Below are 22599 nucleotides of genomic sequence, written 5' to 3'. Positions count from 1 at the left end.
CTTAAAAAATGGAACATAGAACTAGTCTAGTTTCCATTTGTGGTTGTTTGTCGTGTTTTTTTATATTTGTTGAAGCTATCAACGTCAAAAGCTGGTAATTGCAGAATATTTGCGTAACCTATTGTGTAAATTAAATGTTAATCAAATGTGCCTCATTAAAGGAGAGAATGATGTTACATTCACGCGAGAATACTCTACATTTAACTCAGCTCAGCATGGCAGCAATTGAGCAACTGTCACCATCATTCGAAACGCTTCCAAACACAGAGCATGCTGATGGCCAATATCGACTAAGACGTTACTCTGTTGTACGTTTTGAAAATGGACAGGTCGTCGATTTAAATAAAAATAGCTTTGTGCAATCTTCAGACATCAATCAATTCCAAGGTGATGTTGTCCGTCAATTTGAACCTATCGAAAAGAATATTCTGGATAGCGAAGGCTTTAGAGAAATGTGTGAGTTGTTTGTCAACGCGAATCATCTAGTGAATGGACAAGAAATCGAAATTCACCAAATCCGAATCACCGCCTTTGAAGATGAGACTCAAGTAGCACCAGAAGGTGTCCACCAAGATGGCTTTGATCACATTGCAATGGTAGGTGTGGGTCGTCACAACATCATTGGTGGCGATATCATGCTATACAGCAGCCACAACCAAGCGCCATTTTTCCGTAAAGTTCTTGAAAATGGTGAAGTAGCGATGTTGGCAGACAGTAAGCTCTGGCATAACGCCTGTCCGATCCGCTCTGTGATTGACGATAAAGCTGGCCACATGGATGTATTTGTACTTACGGCAACGGACAAGCGTAATGAACTTCAATCTTAATCAAATCAGACAGCAGTTTCCTGCGTTAGCACAGTACCATAACGATAGACCCGTTACTTTCTTTGATGGCCCGGGCGGTTCACAAGTGCCACAGTCAGTTCTTGACGCTATGGTGGCTTACCTTGGGTACTTCAACGCCAATTTGGGTGGGCACTATTTTTCCAGTCAAACGACCGTTGACGTGATGCAAAGTGCGCGTGAATCAGCTCAGGCACTAGTGAATGCGCCGTCCTCTGGCAACATTGTATTTGGTGCGAACATGACATCGCTGACTTTCCAATTAAGTCGTGCGATCAGCCGAGACTGGCAAGAGGGCGATGAAATTATCGTTTCTGCCTTAGATCACTATTCCAACGTTTCGAGCTGGCAGCAAGCCGCTGAAGACAAAGGGGCAGTCGTTCATCAGGTTCGTATCAATGAGGATGACTGTACGCTTGATCTTGAACATCTACAAAGCTTGTTGTCTGACAAAACGCGTTTGGTCGCAGTCACTTACGCTTCAAATACGACAGGGTCAATTGTCGATATTCAAAGTGTTGTAGAAATGGCACATCAAGTTGGTGCTCAAGTTTACGTCGACGCAGTGCACTATGCGCCACACCATCTCGTTGATGTTCAGGAGTTAGGTTGTGATTTCCTTGCGTGTTCTGCCTACAAGTTCTTCGGGCCACACGTGGGAATCGCGTACGTCGCTGACCAATGGTTACATTGCATCCGTCCATATAAAGTTGAGCCGGCAACGAATATCGGTCCGGGTCGATTTGAAACAGGGACGCAAAACTTTGAAGGCTTGGCTGGCGTCACTGCAGCCGTCGAATACTTAGCGCAGTTTGGTGAAGAAGGTTTACCACTTCGCCAAAGACTTGAACAAAGCTTTGCGCTTTATACTCAGCATGAACAACGGTTAAGTGAGCGTTTCTTACAGCGATTAGATGCGCTAGAGGGCGTTAAACTGTATGGCATCGATAAGGAATATACGCAGCTTCGTACGCCAACATTTGCGTTGACCTTCGATAAATATTCGCCAGAATTTATTGCGAAAACCTTGGGCGAACACAATATTTGTGTCTGGAACGGGCATTTTTACGCACTGGGTTTAGTTCGTCAGCTTGGGCTGGAAGAGACCGGCGGTGTTGTCCGGATTGGTTGCATGCATTACAACACACTTGAAGAGGTGGATATGTTGTTTGATGTGATAGAGAGCATTCTGGATGCTTAGCAAATCCTGAATAGAAAACAAAAAGCTCGAGCGTAATGCCCGAGCTTTTTTATATGCAAAGCATACCAATGGTCGTCAGTTTTTATGCGCTGACTTCCACTTCATAAGACGTGAACTTTCGCACGTTGATGACACCAGTATCGAAAATCAGGTATTGACCTTTAATACCTTGCAGAGTGCCCGTTACAACAGGGTTCTTGTCGAAGTTATGCGAGGTGATTTTAGTCGGGTGCTGTTGCACTGGGTAGCTAAGATCCGTGATGCTCTCACTTAATACTTCGATTGCATCATCACCATATTTCTGCTTGATCTCGGCGATTTTGTCTTCTACCAGAGGAAGTAGTTCCGCAAATCGGTCTTGAAGAGCAATCGGTTCTCCATCACCTTTAAGCAAAGTGCGCCAGTTGGTTTTATCGGCAATATGTTTGGCCAGTTCGACTTCAATCAAGCCGGAAATATGACGGGTTTTCACTTTAAAAATCGGCAAGCCTTGTGTCGCGCCCTGATCAATCCATCGAGTCGGGATTTGAGTGTGACGAGTGATACCGACTTTAAGGCTAGAAGTATTAGACAGATACACGAAGTGATCCACCATACAGTTTTCTTCACCCCATTGTGGCTCTCGACAAGTGCCTTGGTCGTAGTGACAGGTTTCTGGCTTCATGATGCACATATCGCAACTTGCCAGTTTTCTCATACAAACAAAACAGTGACCCTGTGAATAGCTCTTTTTGGTTTTCTTGCCGCATGAACAGCAGAAAATATTGCCAGTGTGGGTTAGCGTTAAGGTTTGACCAAGGAATGGAGAAAGATCAATTTCTTCATCACCTACGGGAAGACGGTAACTTACTGCACCATCCAGAGAAGCACGCATTTTGTTCAGCGTACCAGTTGCAATTAAAGACATAACATTACTCAGTATTGTGTTTTTGCACAGTATATACCGAATGCTAAGTGAGGGGCAGGGCAGAAGTCTATGTTGATCGAATTTAGAAACCTTTTGGTTACATTTTTATCGGTCATTTTTATTCTCTACACCGTTAAGCGTAATGGTTGCAACCGTTATGAAGTTAACTTAAGGCCAACAACACTCCGAGCACAGTAACTTTAAGCTTTGGGCACTAAAATAGAAAAAGGTGGCCAATTGGCCACCAGTCGGGAAACTGCTGTACATCACTTAAGGGGAACTAAACAGCGAAGTACAGCAGTGTAGTGCTAATTGAATTTCTATGCTTACCAGAAAATCCAAGCGAACAGTGTTAGTACCCCAATACACGCAATGTTCAGAACAAGGCCTATACGCATCATTTCTTTTTGCTTGATGTGACCCGTACCAAATACAATCGCGTTTGGTGGTGTAGCTACTGGTAGCATAAAGGCACATGAAGCTGCGACAGCAATCAGTGCTGAAAGAATGACTGGGGACATTCCTAGTGCTTCAGCAATGGTTGCAAAAACGGGTACTAGCAACGCTGCACTTGCGGTATTGCTGGCAAATTCGGTCAAAAATACGACGAAGGCAACCACGGCAAGAATTGTCAGTAGAACGCCTGCCTGTTCCAGAAAACCTGACAAGCTGTGCGCTAAGAAAACACTGGTGCCAGTCTCTTTCAGGACGTTGCTTAAACAAATACCACCACCGAATAGAATCAATACGCCCCAATCGGTTGTTTTTTCGATGTCTTTCCATTCAACTGCACGAGATGCGCCCAGAAGAAGGATTGCGCCAATTGCCACCAGCGTATCAAATTTCGCAAAACCACCTAGCATCGCATTGATTGGCTTACTAAAAATCCATAGGGTGACGGTCAAGAGGAAAATCGCCAAAGTGACTTTCTTGCCATTTGTCCACTCGACTGGTTTGTGGTCAAGTTCAAACTTATGGCTCAAATCAGGTTTTGTCATGATGTACAGAACCAGAACCGCAACTGGCATCAATAATAGCGAGATTGGCAGAGCAAGCTTCATCCACTCGGTAAAGTTAAGTCCGACTTCGGCCGCTGCAATCGCATTGGGTGGGCTACCAACGAGTGTGGCAATACCACCGATTGATGCGCTGTACGCGATACCAAGCAGAACGAATAAGAATGTGCGATGGTTTTTATCGCCATCCAGTTTGCTCATCACGCCAAGTACCAGCGGAAGCATCATTGCAGTGGTCGCCGTGTTCGAAATCCACATCGACAGGCCTGCACTCACGCCAAACAGCATAAAGACGGCCACCGACATTTTTCCTTGTGCTAATAGCAACACCTTATCGGCAATCGCTTGGTCTAACTTTTGTTTATGCAGCGCCGCCGCTAGCGCAAAACCACCCAAGAACAAGAAGATGATTGAGTTAGAAAAGTTGTTGAGCGCGACTTGTGTATTAAACACGCCTAAGAACACGGCGAGTAGCGGTATCAACAATGCTGTAATACTTACGTGAATGGCTTCCGTTAGCCACAAAATAGCAACAAAAACTAAGATGCTAATGCCGGTAACGACTTGTGGCTCAAAAGGTAGGGTATTAAACAAGATAATGAACAGCATGATATTTGCGTTCAATATCATGCTGTTGCGAGTGAAGAACCAGTTCTTCAATGTCACAGCGAGTGCGGTCATGGGGTATGCTCCTTATTCATTGCCTTTTTGTCGGTTTTTTATGGCAAAGTAACTGACTTGTATTTATTTATTGATTAAATGTTACTTTGAATGAGCGTTTGAGTTTGGCTTGAATCGTAGAGCAAAGATGAAAATGTGATGTCGAGAATTAGAAATGGGTAGATTGCTACCCATTCTTTTTATAGAAATATTATTAGGGCCAGAAGTTGGCTTGATTGTCTATTCCACAGGGACTTGTCTTGGCTCGATGGGCTCTTTGACAGCAACGATCGGTTCTTGAGGTCCAAGGAACCTTGGTTGTGTATCAATCACGTAAAGGTCGAGGAATGCTTTCACGCGGGCAAGCAGTTCGCGCATGCGCATCGATGCTTTCTGTTTGTCTGTGACAGGCCCGGCAACCGCAAGACACTGCGCGTCTATTTGGTACGCATTGGCAATGAACAGTGCTCGTTCACAGTGGAAACGCTGGGTCACAATCAGGAATCGTTCAGAAGCAAATATCTTTTTCGCACGTACAATCGAATCGAGCGTACGAAAACCAGCGTAGTCGAGATGAATGACTTCTTCTGGTACGCCAGCTTTGAGCAAATCACGTTTCATCGTCCATGGCTCATTGTAAGAGCGGTGGGCGTTGTCACCACTAAGCAAAAATTGTTTCACCTTGCCTTGGTCGTACAGCTCAATCGCGGCGTTGATGCGATGGGTGTAGTAAGTATTGAGGATCTTTCCGATATATTTACTCGTACCGAGCACGACGGCCACCTCATGTTGAGGTATTTGTTCGTAGTCCGTAAAAATATTCTCTTTGGCTTGCAATACTACCCATCTGTCGATGGCAATAACGGAGATCAGCAGGCCAAGTACAGCGATCGACAAAATCAAAGCAAGTCGCTTCCATGTAAATTTAAGCATCCACTTTGACCTTATACGAGAAAACAACAAAACGTTTTTTATCCTTGAATGAAAGTGTAGGTCTCATCATATCTGATACAAACAAAAAGAGAGAAGTCCCTTTGTGCCAAAATACGGTTAGGATGATAAAAAAACGTTTAAAAAACAAAAGCCCCTACGTTTAGGGGCTAATTATTAGGCGAGTTATTCTTTTGCGGTTAAATTTAGAACGCAGTTCGCTTATAACGGCGGTAAACTGGTTGCCAGAAGGACTGGTCAATCGCGACATGAAGTGCTTCGTCGGTGATTTCTAGTGCGACACCTTGTTCAATGGCTTTTTTAGCGACAGCAAAAGCGATCTTCTTCGATACTAGGTGAATCTCTTCCAATGGTGGAAGAAGTGCACCATGACCATTAATCGCCAAAGGAGAACACGATGCTAGTGCGCGGCTAGATTCCATTAGCATTTCATCAGTGACGCGTTTTGCGTTAACAGCAAGAACACCCAGGCCGATACCAGGGAAGATGTAACTGTTATTACACTGAGCAATCGGGTAGGTTTTTCCTTCGTGTACAACTGGAGCGAATGGGCTACCCGTTGCAACCAACGCTTCGCCATTTGTCCAACGAATGATGTCGTTTGGTGTCGCTTCTACACGACTGGTTGGGTTTGATAGCGGGAACACGATAGGGCGCTTACAGTGTTTGTGCATCTCTTCGATGACTTCTTGGCTAAATAGGCCTGGAGCACCAGATACACCAACAAGTACCGTCGGTTTTGCGTTACGCATTACGTCTAGTAGTGAGTAACCAGTGCCTTCATTTTCCCACTCTTTGGTATTTTCATGTTTTTGTACCAATCGCTGTTGGAAATCAAGAAGGTTTGGCATGCCTTCCTGAAGTAGGCCCCAACGGTCAACCATGTAAACCTGAGAGCGAGCCTGTTGGTCAGAAATGCCTTCTGAAACCATTTGAGCGATGATCGCTTCTGCAATACCACAGCCAGCAGAGCCTGCACCTAAGAAGGTAATACGCTGTTGAGAAAGCTTAGTGCCGGCAGCCTTACACGCAGCAAGCAATGAGCCAACTGTTACCGCAGCGGTTCCTTGGATATCGTCGTTGAAGCAGCAAACACGGTCTTTGTAACGTTCAAGAAGAGGCATCGCATTCTTTTGTGCGAAATCTTCGAACTGGATTAAAGCGTCAGGCCAGCGGCGTTGTACCGCTTGCATGAACTCTTCAACAAACGCGTCGTATTCTGCACCTGTGATACGAGGGTGGCGCCAACCCATGTACATTGGATCAGCCAAACGCTGAGGGTTGTTCGTGCCGACATCCAGTACGATTGGTAGTGTGTAAGCTGGACTAATACCACCACAAGCGGTGTAAAGAGCAAGTTTACCGATAGGAATACCCATACCACCGATACCCTGGTCGCCCAAACCTAGAATACGTTCACCGTCGGTAACAACAATCACTTTTACGTTATGGTTTGCTGCGTTATTTAGCAGGTCATCAATACGGTCACGATTAGGATAAGAAATGAAAAGGCCACGGCCGCGACGGTAAATATTGGAGAAGTTCTCACAAGCTGCGCCAACGGTTGGCGTGTAGATGATTGGCATCATCTCAGAAACGTGGTTTTGTACTAAGCGGTAGAATAGCGTTTCGTTGGTATCTTGAATGTTACGTAGATAAATGTGTTTATCCATGTCACTTTCGAAACCTTTGTACTGTTGGTAAGCACGTTCTACTTGTTCTTGTATGGTTTCAGTGGCTTCAGGCAGCAAGCCCTCTAAGTTGAATGAACTGCGTTCTTCAGCAGAAAATGCACTGCCTTTGTTCAAAAGAGGGGTTGCCATAAGAGCGGGCCCCGCATACGAGATATATAGCGGGCGTTTATCGTTGTTCATTGGGTGCCTTATGTAGGGTTGAAGGATGCTCGCCAAATTTTAACGGTTTAAGTCTTAAGTTGTAAACATTCGTTGATACTCATCAAGGTAATGTTGCAAAAAAATTCACGTCTGGTGGGAATTTATACTCAAAAGAAATCATCCAGAAGGTTTCAAAGTCGCGTGATTCTCTCTGAAACAAGTATCTCGACGTTATTTGGGTATAATGACCCTCATTATCAGAACAAACCCCGTATCCTATGTCTCTATTACCTATCGATACCCTAAAAGATGAATTTGATCAGAACCTGAAACACGCTCACCTTGTTGTGGAAGCTGAAACTGGTTCGGGTAAATCCACTCGTTTACCTCTTTGGGCAGCGCAACATGGCCGTGTTTTAGTGATTGAACCGCGCCGAATAGCTTGTACGTCATTGGCGGAGTTTCTTGCGCAGCAATCAGGCGAGCCAGTAGGTAGAAAAATTGGGTATGCGATTAAACTGCACTCCTATTTTGATGAGAATACGGAAGTGGTATTTGTTACGCCGGGTGTCGCGTTGCGTTGGTTTGCAGAAGATAAATTGGCGAGCTTCGATATCGTAATGGTCGACGAATTTCATGAACGCCGTTGGGACATTGATCTCCTTACGGCGCTTTTGAAACAAGAAAATAATCATCGACTGATCGTCACTTCCGCTACCTTAGAGGGAGAGAAACTTGCTGATTATTTACAAGCCGTACGTCTTCGCTCTGAAGGGCGCTGTTTCCCTGTTTCAGTAACATATCGAAGCACTGATAGTCGTTATCTTCCGAACAAAAAAGGTTGTGAGAATGATGTCGTTCGAGCCGTTAAAGAAGCGTTGGAGGATGAAGAGGGAGACATTCTGGTATTTCTTCCGGGTCGTAAAGAGATCACCCAATGCGCTCAGATGCTACAAAGTCTGGAACATGTATTGGTGGTCAAGCTGCATGCGTCTGTTAGTGATGAAGAACGACATCGAGCCCTGACCATTCAAAGCCAACGAAAAATCGTACTTGCAACTAATGTGGCTGAAACGTCACTGACCATTCCAAATATTCGAGTCGTGATTGATAGTGGACTCGAAAGACGAACCGTGCAGCGTAATGGTCGCACGGCTTTAACGTTAAGCAACATTTCCAAGGCCAGTGCTGAGCAACGAATGGGACGTGCAGGTCGTGTTGCGGAAGGGACGTGCATAAGACTGTACGGAGAACATGCGCCTTTAGAGTTAATAACGCCGCCAGAACTTCATCGAGAAGAGTTGGTCGAGCCTATGTTAGCCGCCGCTTGCTGTGGATATCGTCTGACAGAATTGTCTTTCCTCGATAGTGTCCCTGATAAATCATTGCATCTGGCATTTGAAAACCTGAAAGCCATGGAAGCGGTTGATGAGCAAGGTGAGATTACCGAGCATGGCAGAAAAGTATATCCATTACCGATTGATGCCTTATTTGCTGATTTAGCGACCCGTATTCAGACCAGACCCGAAAAAGAGGCCATGGTTGATTTAGCGGCTGCGTTGTCGGTTCCTGCACAGCTATATCAATTGCAAAGTGGTGACGTTGCCGAAGCATTGGCGTTAGAGGAGCCGACGGGATGTGATGTTTCTCTGATGATTCGTTTAGTTCGCGGAGAAAAGTTACCGGGGATCTCTGTAGATTCAAGTGTGTTAGAAGAAGCACAAGGGCTAGCTAAGCAAATGCGGGAACTATTCGATTTGCCGCAACTGGAAGTCGCATCAAGGTATCGGCGCGAATCACTTTGCTATGCCATAGCGGATACTCACCCTGAACTGGTGTTTGTACGCAGAGCGCGTCGCCGAGATGCATTAGGTAACGGCGTTATGGAAATGGTGGTAGGGCGCAATAGCCGTTTTCCTGAAAAAGAAGAGGCTGCGTTAGTTTTGGATAGCCATAGTGTGCCCGGCAGAGGTGTTAAGCAGACACTTAATCTTGCTTCGGTGATGATGCCAATTCCGTTATCGCTCATTAAAGACCTTAGCTTGGGAGAGTGGCAACAAGGTGAAACTAACTATGAAGAAGAATCACCACGGGCAACCATGAGCTTGGTGTATGCAGGCCGTACCGTCGTAACGGAATATCAGGCGTTGCAAGGGGAAGTTGCCATTCAGTCTATCGTTGAGATGATTGAAGACGAAACCTTATTACCGGGTTTTGCACCAATAAGAAAACAGCAGATCCTGCATTGGAAGTTGTATACCGCACTTGGGCTCAATCAATCAACCATAGATCTTACGGCTATGGAATCATTGACGTTTTCTGCGTGGCTAACTGAGCAACTTCAAACACTGGGTGTGGAGTCAGTTGAAGACATGGAGCTCTTCAATGCTGATGATTTACCTTTTGAAGGCGTTCCAGAATGGGAATACGAGGATTTTGCTCAGAAATTCCCTCTGAAATTACTCCTTGCAGAACTCAAGCTTGATGTGGAGTACTTCGCCAGTCGTAAGCTGGTCCATGTTATTTACAATGAAGGAAGCCGAAAGGGCGATCCAAAGCGTTGGGAACTGCCACGTTGGTCAGGTTGGAAAGTACAATATAAAAAAGCCAGTCGCGTTATTGATGTGAAATAATAACGATTTTGTATTTTAGAGTTGAGTCGTATATTTTGTGTGAATGAGTGTTGATTCAGTATTTAAACTCCATATATCAATATGGTTATTTCTTTTATAATTTGAAATATTAATCAATTGGTTGCGTATATAGAAAAGCTGTACATTACTTGTTACAGGGCTGGTTTTAATATTTCTTTTTGACGGAAAATTAGGATATAAAAGACCATTCTTTTATATCCCATTGCTATATCAAAATAGTTGAACGATAGTTGGTGTATCTCATTTTGAGTGTCGGAGCATAAAATGAATCAACAAAAAAAAACATGCATTGAATTCGACTACACCAGTTTTCTAGGAGTAACAGCAAGTAAGAAGTGGACCTTCCTAGAAGCATTTGCCACCATCGCTCCCATTTTTGGTCTAATGTGGCAAAAGAACCTTGCAGACCTCAGCGAGCCAGAAGATCGATTGTGGGATGCTGCCTTAAAGTCAATGTCTTCACGTCATAGTGACGAGTCGAATCTGGTCGAGTTAACTCGATTGGCTAAAGGTGAGGGGATCGATGAACTGCGTATTGTCATGCCATATTCGTTAGACTTAAAGCAGATTGAGTACATTGAGTCGCGAGGCCATTTGAAAGTTGATACAACTGAGCAAGAGATTCTAAATATCAAACTGTAAGCCTGCCTTTATCTATACATGGTTAGAGCGTTCAATCTCTGGAACGCTCAACTATCCGTCATCACTAAACACTACTTCTTTTCCTTCGCGTAAAACTGCCAGTCTCTGTAATGGCCACTCAAATTATCAACGTCACCGATAGATCCTACATGCACTATATTTAACATGTTCTTTAGGCGCAGCAATCTAATTGTCATAACTCGCTTCTAACTTATTGTTTTTAGGCAACTGATTAGACCAGATTGTCGGTGGTATGAGTTAGTCACTTATCTTTGATGAATCTCAGGTAAGCAAATGTTCATCCGCTATGGTCAGTTAGATAAAAAGCAATAATCAATCAAAAAGGAAGTGAGTATGTCTTTTTCTCGTCGAGATTTTATGAAAGCCGTCTCTTCAACCGCCGTGGCTACCGGGCTGATCGGCTGTGGTAGTGATAGTTCTGAATTAGTAGTGGTCACCTTTGAACATGGAGTCGCCAGTGGCGATCCGACTCAAACTCAAGTCATCATATGGACGCGTGTTACCACGGGTGCTGACTATGTTGATGTGACATGGCAAGTCGCCTCAGATGAGGGCTTTTCAGATGTGATACAAAGTGGTGTGTTCTCTACGGACACAAGCCGTGATTTTACCGTAAAAGTCGACGTTCAAAACCTCAGCCCAAATATGCACTATTACTACCGTTTTATGGTTGGTGAGGTAGTAAGTGGAGTCGGAGAGACCAAAACCCTACCGGATGAAAGTGTCGAACAGGCATCAATGGCTGTTGTTTCTTGCGCAAACTATCCGGCTGGGTATTTTAATGTTTATCGCGAGATTTTAAATCAGCACGAAGAGGCTTCATTTGATGTGGTGCTTCATCTAGGGGACTACATCTATGAATATGGTGCTGGTGGGTATGCCAGCGAAGACGCCGAGACCTTAGATCGAGTGGCAAGTAAAGGCACGGAATGCGTGACTTTAGATGACTACCGAAAACGATACGCCCAATATCGCCAAGATGCTGATCTGCAAGCGCTACATGCGAAATTACCGATGATCGCGGTATGGGATGACCATGAACTCGCGAATGATGCGTGGAAAGAAGGCGCCGAAAACCATCAAGATGATGAAGGAAGCTTTAATGATCGACGCGCAGCGGCAGCGGCAGCGTGGACTGAGTGGTTGCCTGTAAGAGAGAATAGCTACTCAAGCATGCTGATTTATCGTCAGTTTTCATTTGGCAACTTAGTAAACTTGATGATGCTTGATACTCGATTAGTTGGTCGTGATGAGCCATTGGATTACTTTTCATTGAGCGAACCAAGCATAGAAGCCATTGCAGGCTTAGTCGCTGAGTCTCGAAGTGTTGACAGAGAGCTGTTGGGCTCTGACCAACTGGCTTGGTTAATAAACGAATTTACGACGCGTAATGCCAAATGGAATGTACTCGGGCAACAGGTTCTGATGTCTAAAATGGAGTTACCGAGCTCTGTCATGACAGCGATGTTCCAACTTTTTACTGCGACAGAAGATCAGAAAGCTGCGGCTTTGTTGGCAGTGAACACTGCAATTATGAATTATCTGTCTGACCCAAGTTCAGATCCTGTGTCCTTACCCTATAACCTGGATGCTTGGGATGGTTACTACGTAGAGCGAGAAAAAGTTTACCAGTTGGCGAATGCCAGTGCTGGTCACTTTGTATGTTTGGCTGGCGATACGCACAATGCTTGGGCGAGTGCTTTACATGACATTTCTGGTACTCCTGTCGGCGTTGAATTTGCAACGTGCTCAGTCAGTTCACCAGGTTTGGAAGAGTATTTGGCACTGGACCCAGCAGTGATTGCACAGATGGAGTTTAGTTTGCCGCAATTAGTCTCAGAGCTAGAGTGGACGGATATTAAACAACGAGGCTTTATGCGAGTGACTTTTACGCCTGAAAATGCGCAATCCACTTGGTATTTTGTTTCTACTGTTAAAGAGATGGAGTATCAGGTAACGACGAAATCAGCCTCGACAACCGATGGTATTACATTAGATATTAGTTAGTTTGGTTGAAAGTAGATCGAAAAAAGTCCGCATTGATGCGGACTTTTTGTATCAGAACCTTGAGTATCGCTATCGAATAGTTTAGTCGATTAAACCGTACTCTTTGGCAAGCACATCAATGATCTCAGCTTTTGGATTTTCGCTTAGCGTGATTGGTTTGCCAGTAATTTTTTCTGCGATACCAATGTAAGTCTTCGAAATGTCCATCAATGACTCAACTGGCAGTTCGTTATCACGAGCCAGTGCTTCACGCTCAGGCATACGCTCTTTATTCAGCAAGATATCTGGGTCAGGGAAGTGGTTCAACAGGAACTGACGGAAACCTTCTTTTGAGTTCTCAACGATATTACCCGCCTGATACTCTTTTGCATCCCAAATACGTGAAGAATCTGGTGTGCCCACTTCATCCATGTAAATCAGTTTTTCGTTTCCTGCTGCATCGTGAACATAACCAAACTCAAACTTCGTATCGACGAAGATTTGGTCAATCACTTCTAGCGCATTGCTGATTACATTAAAGCCTTCTTTCAATAGCTTTTCGTACAGTGCAATATCTTCGGCACTAGAGAAGTTAAACGCTTCGAAGTTATCTACGATGTTCTTACGCGTGATGTTCACGTCGTCCGCTTCTGGTACGCCCGGAATGCCTGTTAAAATGCCTTTTGTAGAAGGTGTCATCAATAACTCTGGTAGAGCTTTGTCTTTTTCCAAACCTTCTGGAAGCTGAATGCCACAGAACTCGCGCTCACCATTTGCGTATGCACGCCACATTGAACCTGTGATGTACTTACGGCAAATCGCTTCAATTTTAACTGGTTTTGCTTTCTGCACGATCCAAACGAACGGGTGAGGAATATCTAAGATATGGCTATCAGCCAGGCCGTTGTCTTTAAATAGCTTAAACCAGTGGTTCGAGATGGCGTTTAACGCGGCACCTTTACCCGGCACACCTTTCAGACCGCCTTCTCCATGCCAAATACAATCAAAAGCAGAAATACGGTCGCTGATCACCATGATCGCCAGAGGCGCGTCTGGGGCAACGTCGTATCCTTTTTCTTTGATCAGGCGGGCGCTGTCTTCTTCAGTTAACCAGTAAACTGAACGAACTTTACCGCTGTGAACGGGTTTGTGAGTGCGAATTGGCAGGTCGTCATTGACGGCAAGTACTTGATTAGCAAGGCTCATTGCGACATTCCTATCATCTTAATCAAACGTCATAAAGAGAAGATATTCAGCTAAAGTAAGCAGCTGAATAAATCGAATGTGGGCATCATACCAGAACTATTTTAACTCGCCAGAGAAAAAGCAAACGTTTGCTTGATTTGTTGATTCTCTCAGTAATAGGTAAAAAAGCCTCCTTGGAAAGGAGGCGAGATGCAGGATGGATAACGTCGAACTTATTAGTGATACTGGTTTACTCTGCCTTCGACGAAAAAGACTTCACACTGATAACGTAGGCCAATATCACGCAGCATAGACTGATTAATCGGAGCTATGTCATTTGATGCGACAACCGCACTGGCGTTACCTGAGCGTATCGCTTTAATTACAATCTCGACTTCAGAAAGCTGTTGGGATGGCTTCATCTGAATGACGTTTTTACAACAAATATTGGAAGCAGTGAGCTGATCAAAGTTAGGACGAGGACACTCAGACGTAAATAAAATCCATTGTTTCTGCTGAGAAAGTACAGCCAGCTTAGAAAGAAGCTGGTTGGAAACATTCATAGGTTGAGTAGCTTGTGCCAGTACATTGTAACGAGAGTATGTTTGAGGTTGACCGTGTAGCTGCATCATACTGTTCCTTTATGCATGCTGTGTGTATATACAGTAGTTTGTTTTAGAAAATCGATCAACTGGTTTTTATGCTTTTTGAGGCAATGTATTTGCGTCATTCTGTTGGAAATTATATTTAACAGAATGAAATATAAAGAGTTTAATTCTAGGTGATATATTTGATACGGCTTATGAAATGTGAAGTAACTAACAGTATTAGCTGGGTATCAAGTTAAGAAAAGCACTGTATATACAGTAGTTATGATCAGTCTATACAGTGCTTTTTACTGTGTTTGGCGGGACCCAAGGCCCAAGGCGGTGGAGATTAGCAGACAACAAAAAAGCGCCGATGAGGCGCCTTTAGAATTCAGTTCCATTGATTTGAATTTTTCAGCTTGCGCGTTGAGTCATACGCTCACGCATTTGCAATTCACCTTGGTTAAATAGGCGGACATCGATTTTCGCCATATCGTAACAAGATTTACACGAATTATGATGTTTACCATCTAAATAGTCATGTCGCGTGATAAGAGCTGGTTTCTTACACCAATCACAGGTGCCTTCTTCAGTGAACATTGATTTTTCTCCCCACCTAGAAAAATTAGAGTCTTTAGGTGTTATTTTTCGCAGCACATTATGACACAAATAAGTGGGTGAGGTTAAATGTCTGTTAATTGTTTTGAGAGGGGAATCGATTACAGATCCCTGTGTGTGGGGCTTGAAAGATTATGGATTCTAATGATTATTAAATTTTTACGCATTTGTAACATTTTGTGTGATTATTCTAAAGGCTTGATTCAGACGTTTCATCTCGACTTCACTTCCTCGAGCGTCGGGATGGTAAAGCTTGGATAATTGACGATAACGTAGCTTTATCGCTTGAGGCTCCGGTATCGAATTCGGAGTGCAACCAAACATAGCACAAGCAATGGTCAGATCATGGGGGACTGATTCAGATTTGGCTTTCTTAAACTCTCTAAATACCTGCTCTAACTGTTGCTTTAATTGTCTATTGGTGAACTCCAACTCTTTCACCTGTAAATCCAGTTGTCGGGTTCGATTTTCTTCATCAACCAATTGAAGTTTTCGGTTCCGTTGTTGTTTTTTATACCCAAACCAGCCAGCGCTTAGCATCAACCCGCAGATACCAATCGCAAGAACTGTCTCGACGCTCAACCCTTTCGCTTGGTTATTCCGGTTTGATTGAATTGGTTGCGCTTCAGCGGTGCTTTGGTCCAACTCAGCAATTGCCGATACTTGTTTGGCTCTTAGCAGATTAAAACGTTGCTCAAGGAAATGGTTATACGCGGTTTCTGCATCTTTGTTTTGCTTTGCGGCAAGTTGATACCATGCTTCGATTAAATCATCGGTGGTAATGTTCTGCTGGTGCTCTTCCAAAAAACTGGCAAGAGCGTAACCACTATCTGTTGGGTCACTCAGAGCTATTGAACTAAACCAGTAGGCGGCTTGAGGGTAGGATACTGAACCTGTTAGTCCCTGAGTTAAATCTTTCGCTAACTGTTTTTGCGCGGGTAGGTAGCCTTGGTTTGCGGATTGTTCTAACCAGTAGCGAACTTCTGCCGGCGACGTTGAATCTGTCTGCATTGCCAGTTTAAATTGTTCTTCCGCTGAAGGAGGGGACTGTGAGGCGAATACGAGACCTGAGAAGAAAGTGCTCAAGGTAATGCTAAAGACGGTTCTGAAAGACATTGATATGTCAGGCCTAGACGTGTTTCTAGGCCTGTTCCGGTAATTATTGTTAATTACCTAATGGTGCTATCAAATCACTTCAGAGGCAAGATTTGGATTTCTACACGGCGGTTACAAGCGCGACCTTCGGTTGTTTGATTTGAACAAAGTGGGTTACGTTCACCGTAGCCGCGTGCAATTGCACGTCCAGACGCAACATTTTGTTGAATCAGGAACTGACGTACCGATTCTGCGCGATTTTCAGATAGAGACTGGTTGTGTGACTCACTGCCTGTGCTGTCAGTGTATCCGTCAATCACAAGGCTGGTATCTGGGTATTCAACAAGGATACGCGCGACACCGCGAAGGGTGTTATGGATGCCATAATCAAGTTGGTAAGAGTCTGTAGCAAAGCCGATGCCGTTTTCCATGCGAAGCAGAAGCTGGTTTTCACCAACGCGTTGCACTTGTACGCCAGAATTCAACAACTCTCGACGTAATGCGGCTTCTTGCTGGTCAAAGTAGTAACCCACACCAGCACCTGTTGCTCCACCGGCGGCAGCGCCAATCAAAGCACGTTGACGACGCTCTTTGGCATTATCACCCGTCGCCAACCCGATCGCTGCACCAGCAACAGCACCTGTTATGGCGCCTAGAGTCGTCGAGTTGGTTTCGTATTCACCAGTAGTGGCATTTTGACGTTGAGTGGCTTCACAGCCTGTAAGAGCAAGCACTAGAGCAAGTGCGATAGACAGCTTTTTCAAGGGAAAATCTCCGTATAAAAAGTGAGGCGAAACGCTGTTTTATAAGATTAGACCTAAATTATTAATCAGTCGTTATCGATTTTTGTTAGCTGAAAGTAAGATGGGTCCAGAAAAGTGTAAGAATTGTCTTACTTAGGCCAAATAACTTCAACATATTTGCTACGCAGTTAAAATTATTTGGCTTATTTGAGGAATTAAGGAGGTTACTCCGAGTGATTATCCAGCATTTTCCTTGCTTGCTCACCACCAACACCGCGGTTCACCGAAACTTTTCGGCCCTTTTTCAAGCCAACTTCATAGTCTGCGGTTAAGTTTTTCATCGCTTCTTTAAGTTGTTTCTTGAACGTTTCGCGATCGATGTTTTTGAATTCTTTGTCGATATAGTCGTTAATTTTGTTGGCCGACTCTTCGTCAGGGGAGATCACCGGTAGCTTTTCAATTGCCCCTTCCACCCAGCCTGAAACAAATGAATTCACGCGGCGTGTTACTTCCATAGACGAAGTGCCACTACCAGCAAAACTATTACGGAATTGGCCGGTACTTTCGTTCATCTCGCGATAGATAATATCGAACGCAAAGGCGGCGAAAATCGCACGGTCGGCTTCACCAATAAATTCAACGCGTTTAAGCCCTTTGTGATTCAGCAGAACCGCTTCAACGCCAAACTTGGTGTTGATACCACGAATCACTCGCAAAATGGTAGAACTTATGTTCGCGGGTAACAGATGGGAAGATTGTGTTTTCCCCATTTTGATGAACTCAATATCATCTTTGTCCAGACCGTACTTCATCATCAGGCGGTGCGCCATCTTGATGGCGTTAGCGGCCTCATTGACGTTGGCAGAGTTACCCAGTTCTAAACACTTGGCGATTTTTTTCAGGGCTTTTTGTTTATCCATCGACAACCAATTACGAGAGCAGAAAATTTATGAAGTCAGATATATTACCTTTTTTGACATAAAAACGAAATACAATGCGACTTTTTAACGAAGGGGAAACGCCCCGTTGCGAACCGGAGCGTGGTATTTCTACACCCTATTCAGTAGGTAAGATTTCTCTGATGCTGAGGGACAACGACACTGTACGTTGCTATAAGCCTAGTTGGTTTAACAAGTCATTGGCGTCATCTTTAGCGTGTGATTGCTGCGTTTCTTGTTCTGCCATTTTCTTACGGGTGGCTTCCAGAATATCATCTGGGTTTTCGTCTTCTGCGATTTCAAATTCTTCAAGCTGAATGAATTCAGTTTTATCCATCGCCAGTTCAAGGTAAAAGATGTTGTTATTTGCGGTAGAGAAAGTCACACGACGCGCCTGAGGGCGATCAAGGTTGGTGTCTACCTGCAAGATTACCTGTTTATTCAGTGACAGCATTTTAGGCTGATTTTGCGTGATGATTGTTTGCAACTCTTTGCGAATTTTATTGGTAAAATCACCCACTAATTGATTCATCAGTTCACCAAGCACATCGGCCACTTCATCGGATGTATGTGAGATCGCGAGCTCTTCTTCAGGCATCCCCATATTGCGCATGTAATTGGTATAGATCTCTAGTGCAGCTTTGGCAGTAAAGTTAATGACAACTAAGCCGGTGAATCCACCATCAAACAAGACAAAACAACCGAAATCTGGCTTAAGGCTGGTTTTATTGATCTTTTGCACCATGGCGGAATAGTTTACTTGGGATGAGGTGGCAGAGGTAAGGACGCCAGAAACTGATTGGCAAAGTTTTAAAAGGATATCTTCTGTGGTTACTACTTTATTCTTTTTCATTCTGAAAGCTCATTTAGAAAGGCGATTTTTTCTCAATGTAAGGCATTAATAGCCAAGAAATAAAGCATAAGTTTCAATATTGTATTGAGATTCTGATTTAATCGCTTTTTCAAATGTTGTAAAGTGACGAGACCCGAAGCAAACCACTCCACTCTAACTCTACTGCCTGTCTCGAGACTCTTTCGAAAAGCAGCTTGAGGATTGAGTAAAATAATTAGATAACCCGCAGCTGATAGGATCAGCGTCGTAGGGGCAGGAAGCAAATGTTACCAAGATTACACTCGCAAACTGACGTCGACCCTCTTGTTCTGATTTTTTTAAAAGAGCTTGAACAAGCTGGATTCACCGGTGATATAGAAAGCCAATATTCAAGCCGACTCGCGGTTGCCACTGATAACAGTGTGTACCAACAGTTACCTCAGGCTGTTGTTCATCCTAAAACAACGCAAGATGTTGCGCTTATTGGTCAACTGAGCAATAAAGAAAAGTACGAGCGAATCACGTTCTCACCTCGCGGTGGTGGTACTGGTACTAATGGGCAGTCCCTAACGAAAGGTATTGTGGTTGATTTATCTCGCCACATGAACAAAGTACTTGAGATAAATGAGGAAGAAGGCTGGGTACGTGTTCAAACTGGTGTCATTAAGGACCAGTTAAATGACGCCGTTCGCCCTTATGGTTACTTTTTCTCACCTGATTTATCCACCAGTAATCGCGCTACTATCGGCGGTATGGTCAACACTGACGCCTCTGGTCAGGGATCACTGAAATACGGAAAAACGTCCGATCATGTCCTTTCACTCCAAGCCGTATTTGCTGATGGCTCGATTTTAGAGTCAGACTTGTCCCATGGTTATCCAAAAGAAGGCGAGTTTGCGGCAACCGCACTGAGTGTCACCGAATCCGTCTGTCGTGAAAAACGTCAGCAAATTAATGATAAGTTCCCACCTTTAAACCGTTTCTTAACCGGATACGATCTGAAAAATGCACTTAACGAAGAGGATGATAGTTTTGATATCACTCGCGTTTTGTGTGGTGCAGAGGGTTCACTTGCTTTTATTACCGAAGCGAAGTTAAACCTGACTCGTATTCCTAAAGTTCGCACCCTGGTGAACGTTAAATACAACAGTTTTGACTCGGCATTGCGTAACGCGCCACTGATGGTGCAAGCGAATGCGATGTCGGTAGAAACGGTTGACTCAAAGGTTCTTAACCTCGCGAAACAAGACATTGTTTGGCATACGGTCAGCGATCTCATCACGGATGTACCAGACAAAGAGATGCTTGGTATCAACATGGTGGAATACGCAGGCGAGGATGCTGAGGAGATTGCTTCTCAAGTCGCGGCGTTAACGGCCAAACTTGATACCATGCTCGCAACAGAAGAAGCAGGCGTTATTGGCTATCAAGTATGTGATGATGTGGCGAGTATCGGCCGTATTTACAACATGCGTAAAAAAGCGGTAGGTCTGCTTGGTGCGGCAAAAGGACGGGCTAAGCCTGTACCGTTTGCAGAAGATACGTGTGTCCCACCAGAAAACTTAGCCGATTTCATTGCTGAATTCCGTGAACTGCTTGACGGCAAGTCTCTTAATTACGGTATGTTTGGCCACGTTGATGCGGGCGTACTGCACGTTCGTCCTGCGTTGGATCTCTGCGATCCTCAGCAAGAAGCGCTAATGCATGAACTCTCAGATGAAGTCGTTAAGCTAGTCGCGAAATACGGTGGCTTGATGTGGGGTGAACACGGAAAAGGTTTCCGCTCAGAATACGGACCAGAATTCTTTGGTGAAGAGCTGTTTACTGAGCTACGTCGTGTTAAAGCGGCATTTGATCCACACAACAAGATGAACCCGGGCAAAATCTGTACGCCGTTAGACAGTGATGCAGAGTTGGTGAAAGTGACTGACACTAAACGTGGTTATTTTGATCGTCAGATTGATGTACAAGTGCGTGACAGCTTCAAGCAAGCGATGGAATGTAACGGTAATGGTTTGTGCTTCAACTACGACACCAGCTCACCAATGTGTCCATCGATGAAAGTCACTGCTGACCGTCGTCATTCTCCTAAAGGTCGGGCGGGCTTAGTGCGCGAGTGGTTGCGCCAGTTGACAGAGCAAGGTATCGATATTCTCGACCTTGAAAAACAAGCGCTGGAAAGCAAATCGTCGATCAAGACCATGATCGATCGTGTTCGCCATTCAATTAACCGTCGTCATGAATATGATTTCTCTCATGAGGTCTACGAGGCGATGAATGGCTGTTTGGCTTGCAAAGCGTGTGCGAGCCAGTGTCCGATTAAAGTGGATGTGCCGAGCTTCCGTTCTCGCTTCTTAAATATCTATCACTCTCGCTACCAACGCCCTGCAAAAGATTACTTGGTGGCGAATATTGAAACCATGCTACCACTAATGGCGAAAGCACCAAGCGTTGTAAACAGTGTAATCAAGCAATCTTGGGTAAAAAGCTTAACCGCATCGACGGTGGGTTATGTGGATGCGCCTTTGCTGTCGGTGCCTACTTTGCAAAAACGCATTGAATCTCTAACATCCGCTTATGACCTTAATGCGTTGTCTGGACTATCTTCGGAAGAGAAGAGTAAATATGTTCTGATTGTTCAAGACCCGTTTACGAGCTATTACGATGCCGAAGTTGTAGAAGATTTTGTTAAGCTGGCTAGAAAACTGGGCATGAATCCAGTTCTACTGCCATTCAAACCAAATGGCAAAGCTCAGCATATCAAAGGCTTTTTACGCCAGTTCTCTGAAACGGCAATGGACACCGCGAAGTTTTTATCTTTGGTTGCCGATTTGGGCATTCCAATGGTGGGTGTTGACCCTGCGTTAGTGCTTTGCTACCGAGACGAATACAACGAAGTTCTGGGTAACAAGCGCGGTGAGTTTGATGTATTGACCGCTCATGAGTGGCTCTATCCAAGGTTGGAGAATTTTGCTGCGGTAGAGGCTGCGCAACAAGAACCTTGGTATCTGTTCGCGCATTGTACAGAGAAGACCAAAATGCCAAATGCAGAAAAAGAGTGGGGTGCTATATTCGCTCACTTTGGGGCAGTTCTTAATACCGTACCGGTTGGCTGCTGTGGTATGGCTGGTACCTTTGGTCACGAAGTTGATAAGCTAGAGATGTCGAAAGATATTTACAACCTAAGCTGGAAACCAAACTTAGATAAGTTGGACAATGAGCGATGCCTCATTACGGGTTACTCTTGTCGAAGCCAAGTAAAACGTTTTGAAGGAACCAAGCCGAAGCATCCTGTTCAGGCGTTACTGACACTTATTTAATCACTTCTATGAAGATTAAGCCCAGTTCTGCTGGGCTTTTTATCGAATAATCAACTTAAGACTTCAAAGGATTTGAACCTTGAGAAAACTTGAACTTAAAGTCCCACCTGTCGCGGTATTCTTGCTGGTGTTTTTGCTTATGTACTGGCTGAAAGGACTCACACCGAATTTTATGATTACCGTCCCTTTTGTCGAATTTGTTGTTGCTGCTCTAACACTGTTATCGGGCTTTATAGGCATTGCTGGAGTGTATGAATTTCGTAAAGCAAAGACGACAGTTAATCCGGTAAAACCAGAGAATGCGTCAACTGTAGTAAATACCGGCATTTTTGCTTATACCCGTAATCCGATGTATGTCGCTCTGTTGCTGCTTATTATCGCGCTAGGGTTGTGGTGGCAGCATCTTAGTGTGATTCTTTGTGGTGCTCTGTTTATCTCTTACATGAACCGCTACCAAATAAAACCAGAAGAGCGCGCGTTAGAAAGGTTATTTGGTGAAGACTACCTGAAATACAAAAACCGAGTGCGCCGCTGGATATAAGCGCAGATCGTTTCGTTATGTT

18 protein-coding genes are annotated in these 22599 nt (G+C 44.4%); 7 read left to right on the top strand and 11 right to left on the bottom strand.

Annotation, left to right across the window (positions count from 1 at the left end; genetic code table 11):
• The first annotated feature begins 170 nt into the window (after window positions 1-170).
• Both L3V31_RS07755 and L3V31_RS07750 read left to right on the top strand, forming a co-directional pair.
• A complete protein-coding gene (locus L3V31_RS07755; RefSeq protein ID WP_237315513.1) occupies window positions 171-827 on the top strand; it encodes a 2OG-Fe dioxygenase family protein in 657 nt (218 codons plus the stop codon).
• Window positions 811-2046 (top strand): cysteine desulfurase-like protein, encoded by a 1236-nt coding sequence (locus tag L3V31_RS07750; RefSeq protein WP_237315512.1) that lies wholly within the window; start codon window positions 811-813, stop codon window positions 2044-2046. The genes L3V31_RS07755 and L3V31_RS07750 overlap by 17 nt, the downstream gene beginning before the upstream one ends.
• Before the next feature lie 82 nt (window positions 2047-2128).
• On the opposite strand, the gene L3V31_RS07745 is transcribed toward L3V31_RS07750, so the two are convergent.
• The 4 genes from L3V31_RS07745 to L3V31_RS07730 all read right to left on the bottom strand — a co-directional run bounded on the left by L3V31_RS07745 (window position 2129) and on the right by L3V31_RS07730 (window position 7454).
• Window positions 2129-2953 carry a DUF2797 domain-containing protein gene (locus tag L3V31_RS07745; RefSeq protein WP_237315511.1) on the bottom strand — a complete coding sequence of 275 codons (825 nt, stop codon included), beginning with the start codon at window positions 2951-2953 and terminating at the stop codon, window positions 2129-2131.
• Window positions 2954-3279: 326 nt separating this feature from the next.
• Window positions 3280-4650, bottom strand: coding sequence for a DASS family sodium-coupled anion symporter (locus tag L3V31_RS07740; protein ID WP_237315510.1), 1371 nt, complete (start codon window positions 4648-4650; stop codon window positions 3280-3282).
• A gap of 219 nt (window positions 4651-4869) precedes the next feature.
• On the bottom strand, window positions 4870-5592 hold the full coding sequence (locus L3V31_RS07735; protein WP_237315509.1) for an ElyC/SanA/YdcF family protein: 723 nt from the start codon (window positions 5590-5592) through the stop codon (window positions 4870-4872).
• A 173-nt stretch (window positions 5593-5765) separates the two neighbouring features.
• Window positions 5766-7454 (bottom strand): NAD-dependent malic enzyme, encoded by a 1689-nt coding sequence (locus L3V31_RS07730; protein WP_237315508.1) that lies wholly within the window; start codon window positions 7452-7454, stop codon window positions 5766-5768.
• 239 nt (window positions 7455-7693) lie between these two features.
• Between L3V31_RS07730 and L3V31_RS07725 the strand changes: the two genes are divergently transcribed.
• The 3 genes from L3V31_RS07725 to L3V31_RS07715 all read left to right on the top strand — a co-directional run bounded on the left by L3V31_RS07725 (window position 7694) and on the right by L3V31_RS07715 (window position 12739).
• The gene (locus L3V31_RS07725) at window positions 7694-10048 is read left to right on the top strand and encodes a helicase-related protein (protein WP_237315507.1); all 2355 of its coding nucleotides are present in this window, start codon (window positions 7694-7696) and stop codon (window positions 10046-10048) included.
• 285 nt (window positions 10049-10333) lie between these two features.
• Entirely contained in the window at window positions 10334-10711 is a 378-nt protein-coding gene (locus L3V31_RS07720; protein WP_237315506.1) for a transporter, read from the top strand.
• A gap of 354 nt (window positions 10712-11065) precedes the next feature.
• Entirely contained in the window at window positions 11066-12739 is a 1674-nt protein-coding gene (locus L3V31_RS07715) for an alkaline phosphatase D family protein (RefSeq protein WP_237315505.1), read from the top strand.
• Window positions 12740-12820: 81 nt separating this feature from the next.
• Here L3V31_RS07715 and L3V31_RS07710 read toward each other — a convergent pair whose 3' ends face one another.
• From L3V31_RS07710 to L3V31_RS07680, 7 genes are all read right to left on the bottom strand, one after another.
• Window positions 12821-13924: a phosphoribosylaminoimidazolesuccinocarboxamide synthase gene (locus L3V31_RS07710; protein WP_237315504.1), complete on the bottom strand. Its 1104-nt coding sequence runs from the start codon at window positions 13922-13924 to the stop codon at window positions 12821-12823.
• Between the two features lie 215 nt (window positions 13925-14139).
• Window positions 14140-14532 (bottom strand): SulA-like leucine-rich domain-containing protein, encoded by a 393-nt coding sequence (locus L3V31_RS07705; RefSeq protein ID WP_237315790.1) that lies wholly within the window; start codon window positions 14530-14532, stop codon window positions 14140-14142.
• A gap of 372 nt (window positions 14533-14904) precedes the next feature.
• A complete protein-coding gene (locus L3V31_RS07700; protein WP_237315503.1) occupies window positions 14905-15090 on the bottom strand; it encodes a hypothetical protein in 186 nt (61 codons plus the stop codon).
• A gap of 177 nt (window positions 15091-15267) precedes the next feature.
• Window positions 15268-16224, bottom strand: coding sequence for a J domain-containing protein (locus tag L3V31_RS07695; RefSeq protein ID WP_237315502.1), 957 nt, complete (start codon window positions 16222-16224; stop codon window positions 15268-15270).
• A 74-nt stretch (window positions 16225-16298) separates the two neighbouring features.
• Window positions 16299-16967: an OmpA family protein gene (locus tag L3V31_RS07690; protein WP_237315501.1), complete on the bottom strand. Its 669-nt coding sequence runs from the start codon at window positions 16965-16967 to the stop codon at window positions 16299-16301.
• Window positions 16968-17170: 203 nt separating this feature from the next.
• A complete protein-coding gene (locus L3V31_RS07685) occupies window positions 17171-17866 on the bottom strand; it encodes a DUF2786 domain-containing protein (RefSeq protein WP_237315500.1) in 696 nt (231 codons plus the stop codon).
• Between the two features lie 190 nt (window positions 17867-18056).
• Entirely contained in the window at window positions 18057-18737 is a 681-nt protein-coding gene (locus L3V31_RS07680) for a DUF3334 family protein (protein ID WP_237315499.1), read from the bottom strand.
• A 263-nt stretch (window positions 18738-19000) separates the two neighbouring features.
• Here L3V31_RS07680 and L3V31_RS07675 point away from each other — a divergent pair, with 263 nt between their 5' ends.
• The gene (locus L3V31_RS07675; RefSeq protein WP_237315498.1) at window positions 19001-22036 is read left to right on the top strand and encodes an FAD-binding and (Fe-S)-binding domain-containing protein; all 3036 of its coding nucleotides are present in this window, start codon (window positions 19001-19003) and stop codon (window positions 22034-22036) included.
• A gap of 79 nt (window positions 22037-22115) precedes the next feature.
• A complete protein-coding gene (locus tag L3V31_RS07670; protein WP_237315497.1) occupies window positions 22116-22577 on the top strand; it encodes an isoprenylcysteine carboxylmethyltransferase family protein in 462 nt (153 codons plus the stop codon).
• Window positions 22578-22599 lie beyond the last annotated feature (22 nt).

The sequence above is a fragment of the Vibrio sp. J1-1 genome, assembly GCF_021728395.1.
Lineage (GTDB): Bacteria > Pseudomonadota > Gammaproteobacteria > Enterobacterales > Vibrionaceae > Vibrio.
This window is presented reverse-complemented; position numbering and strand designations above follow the sequence as displayed.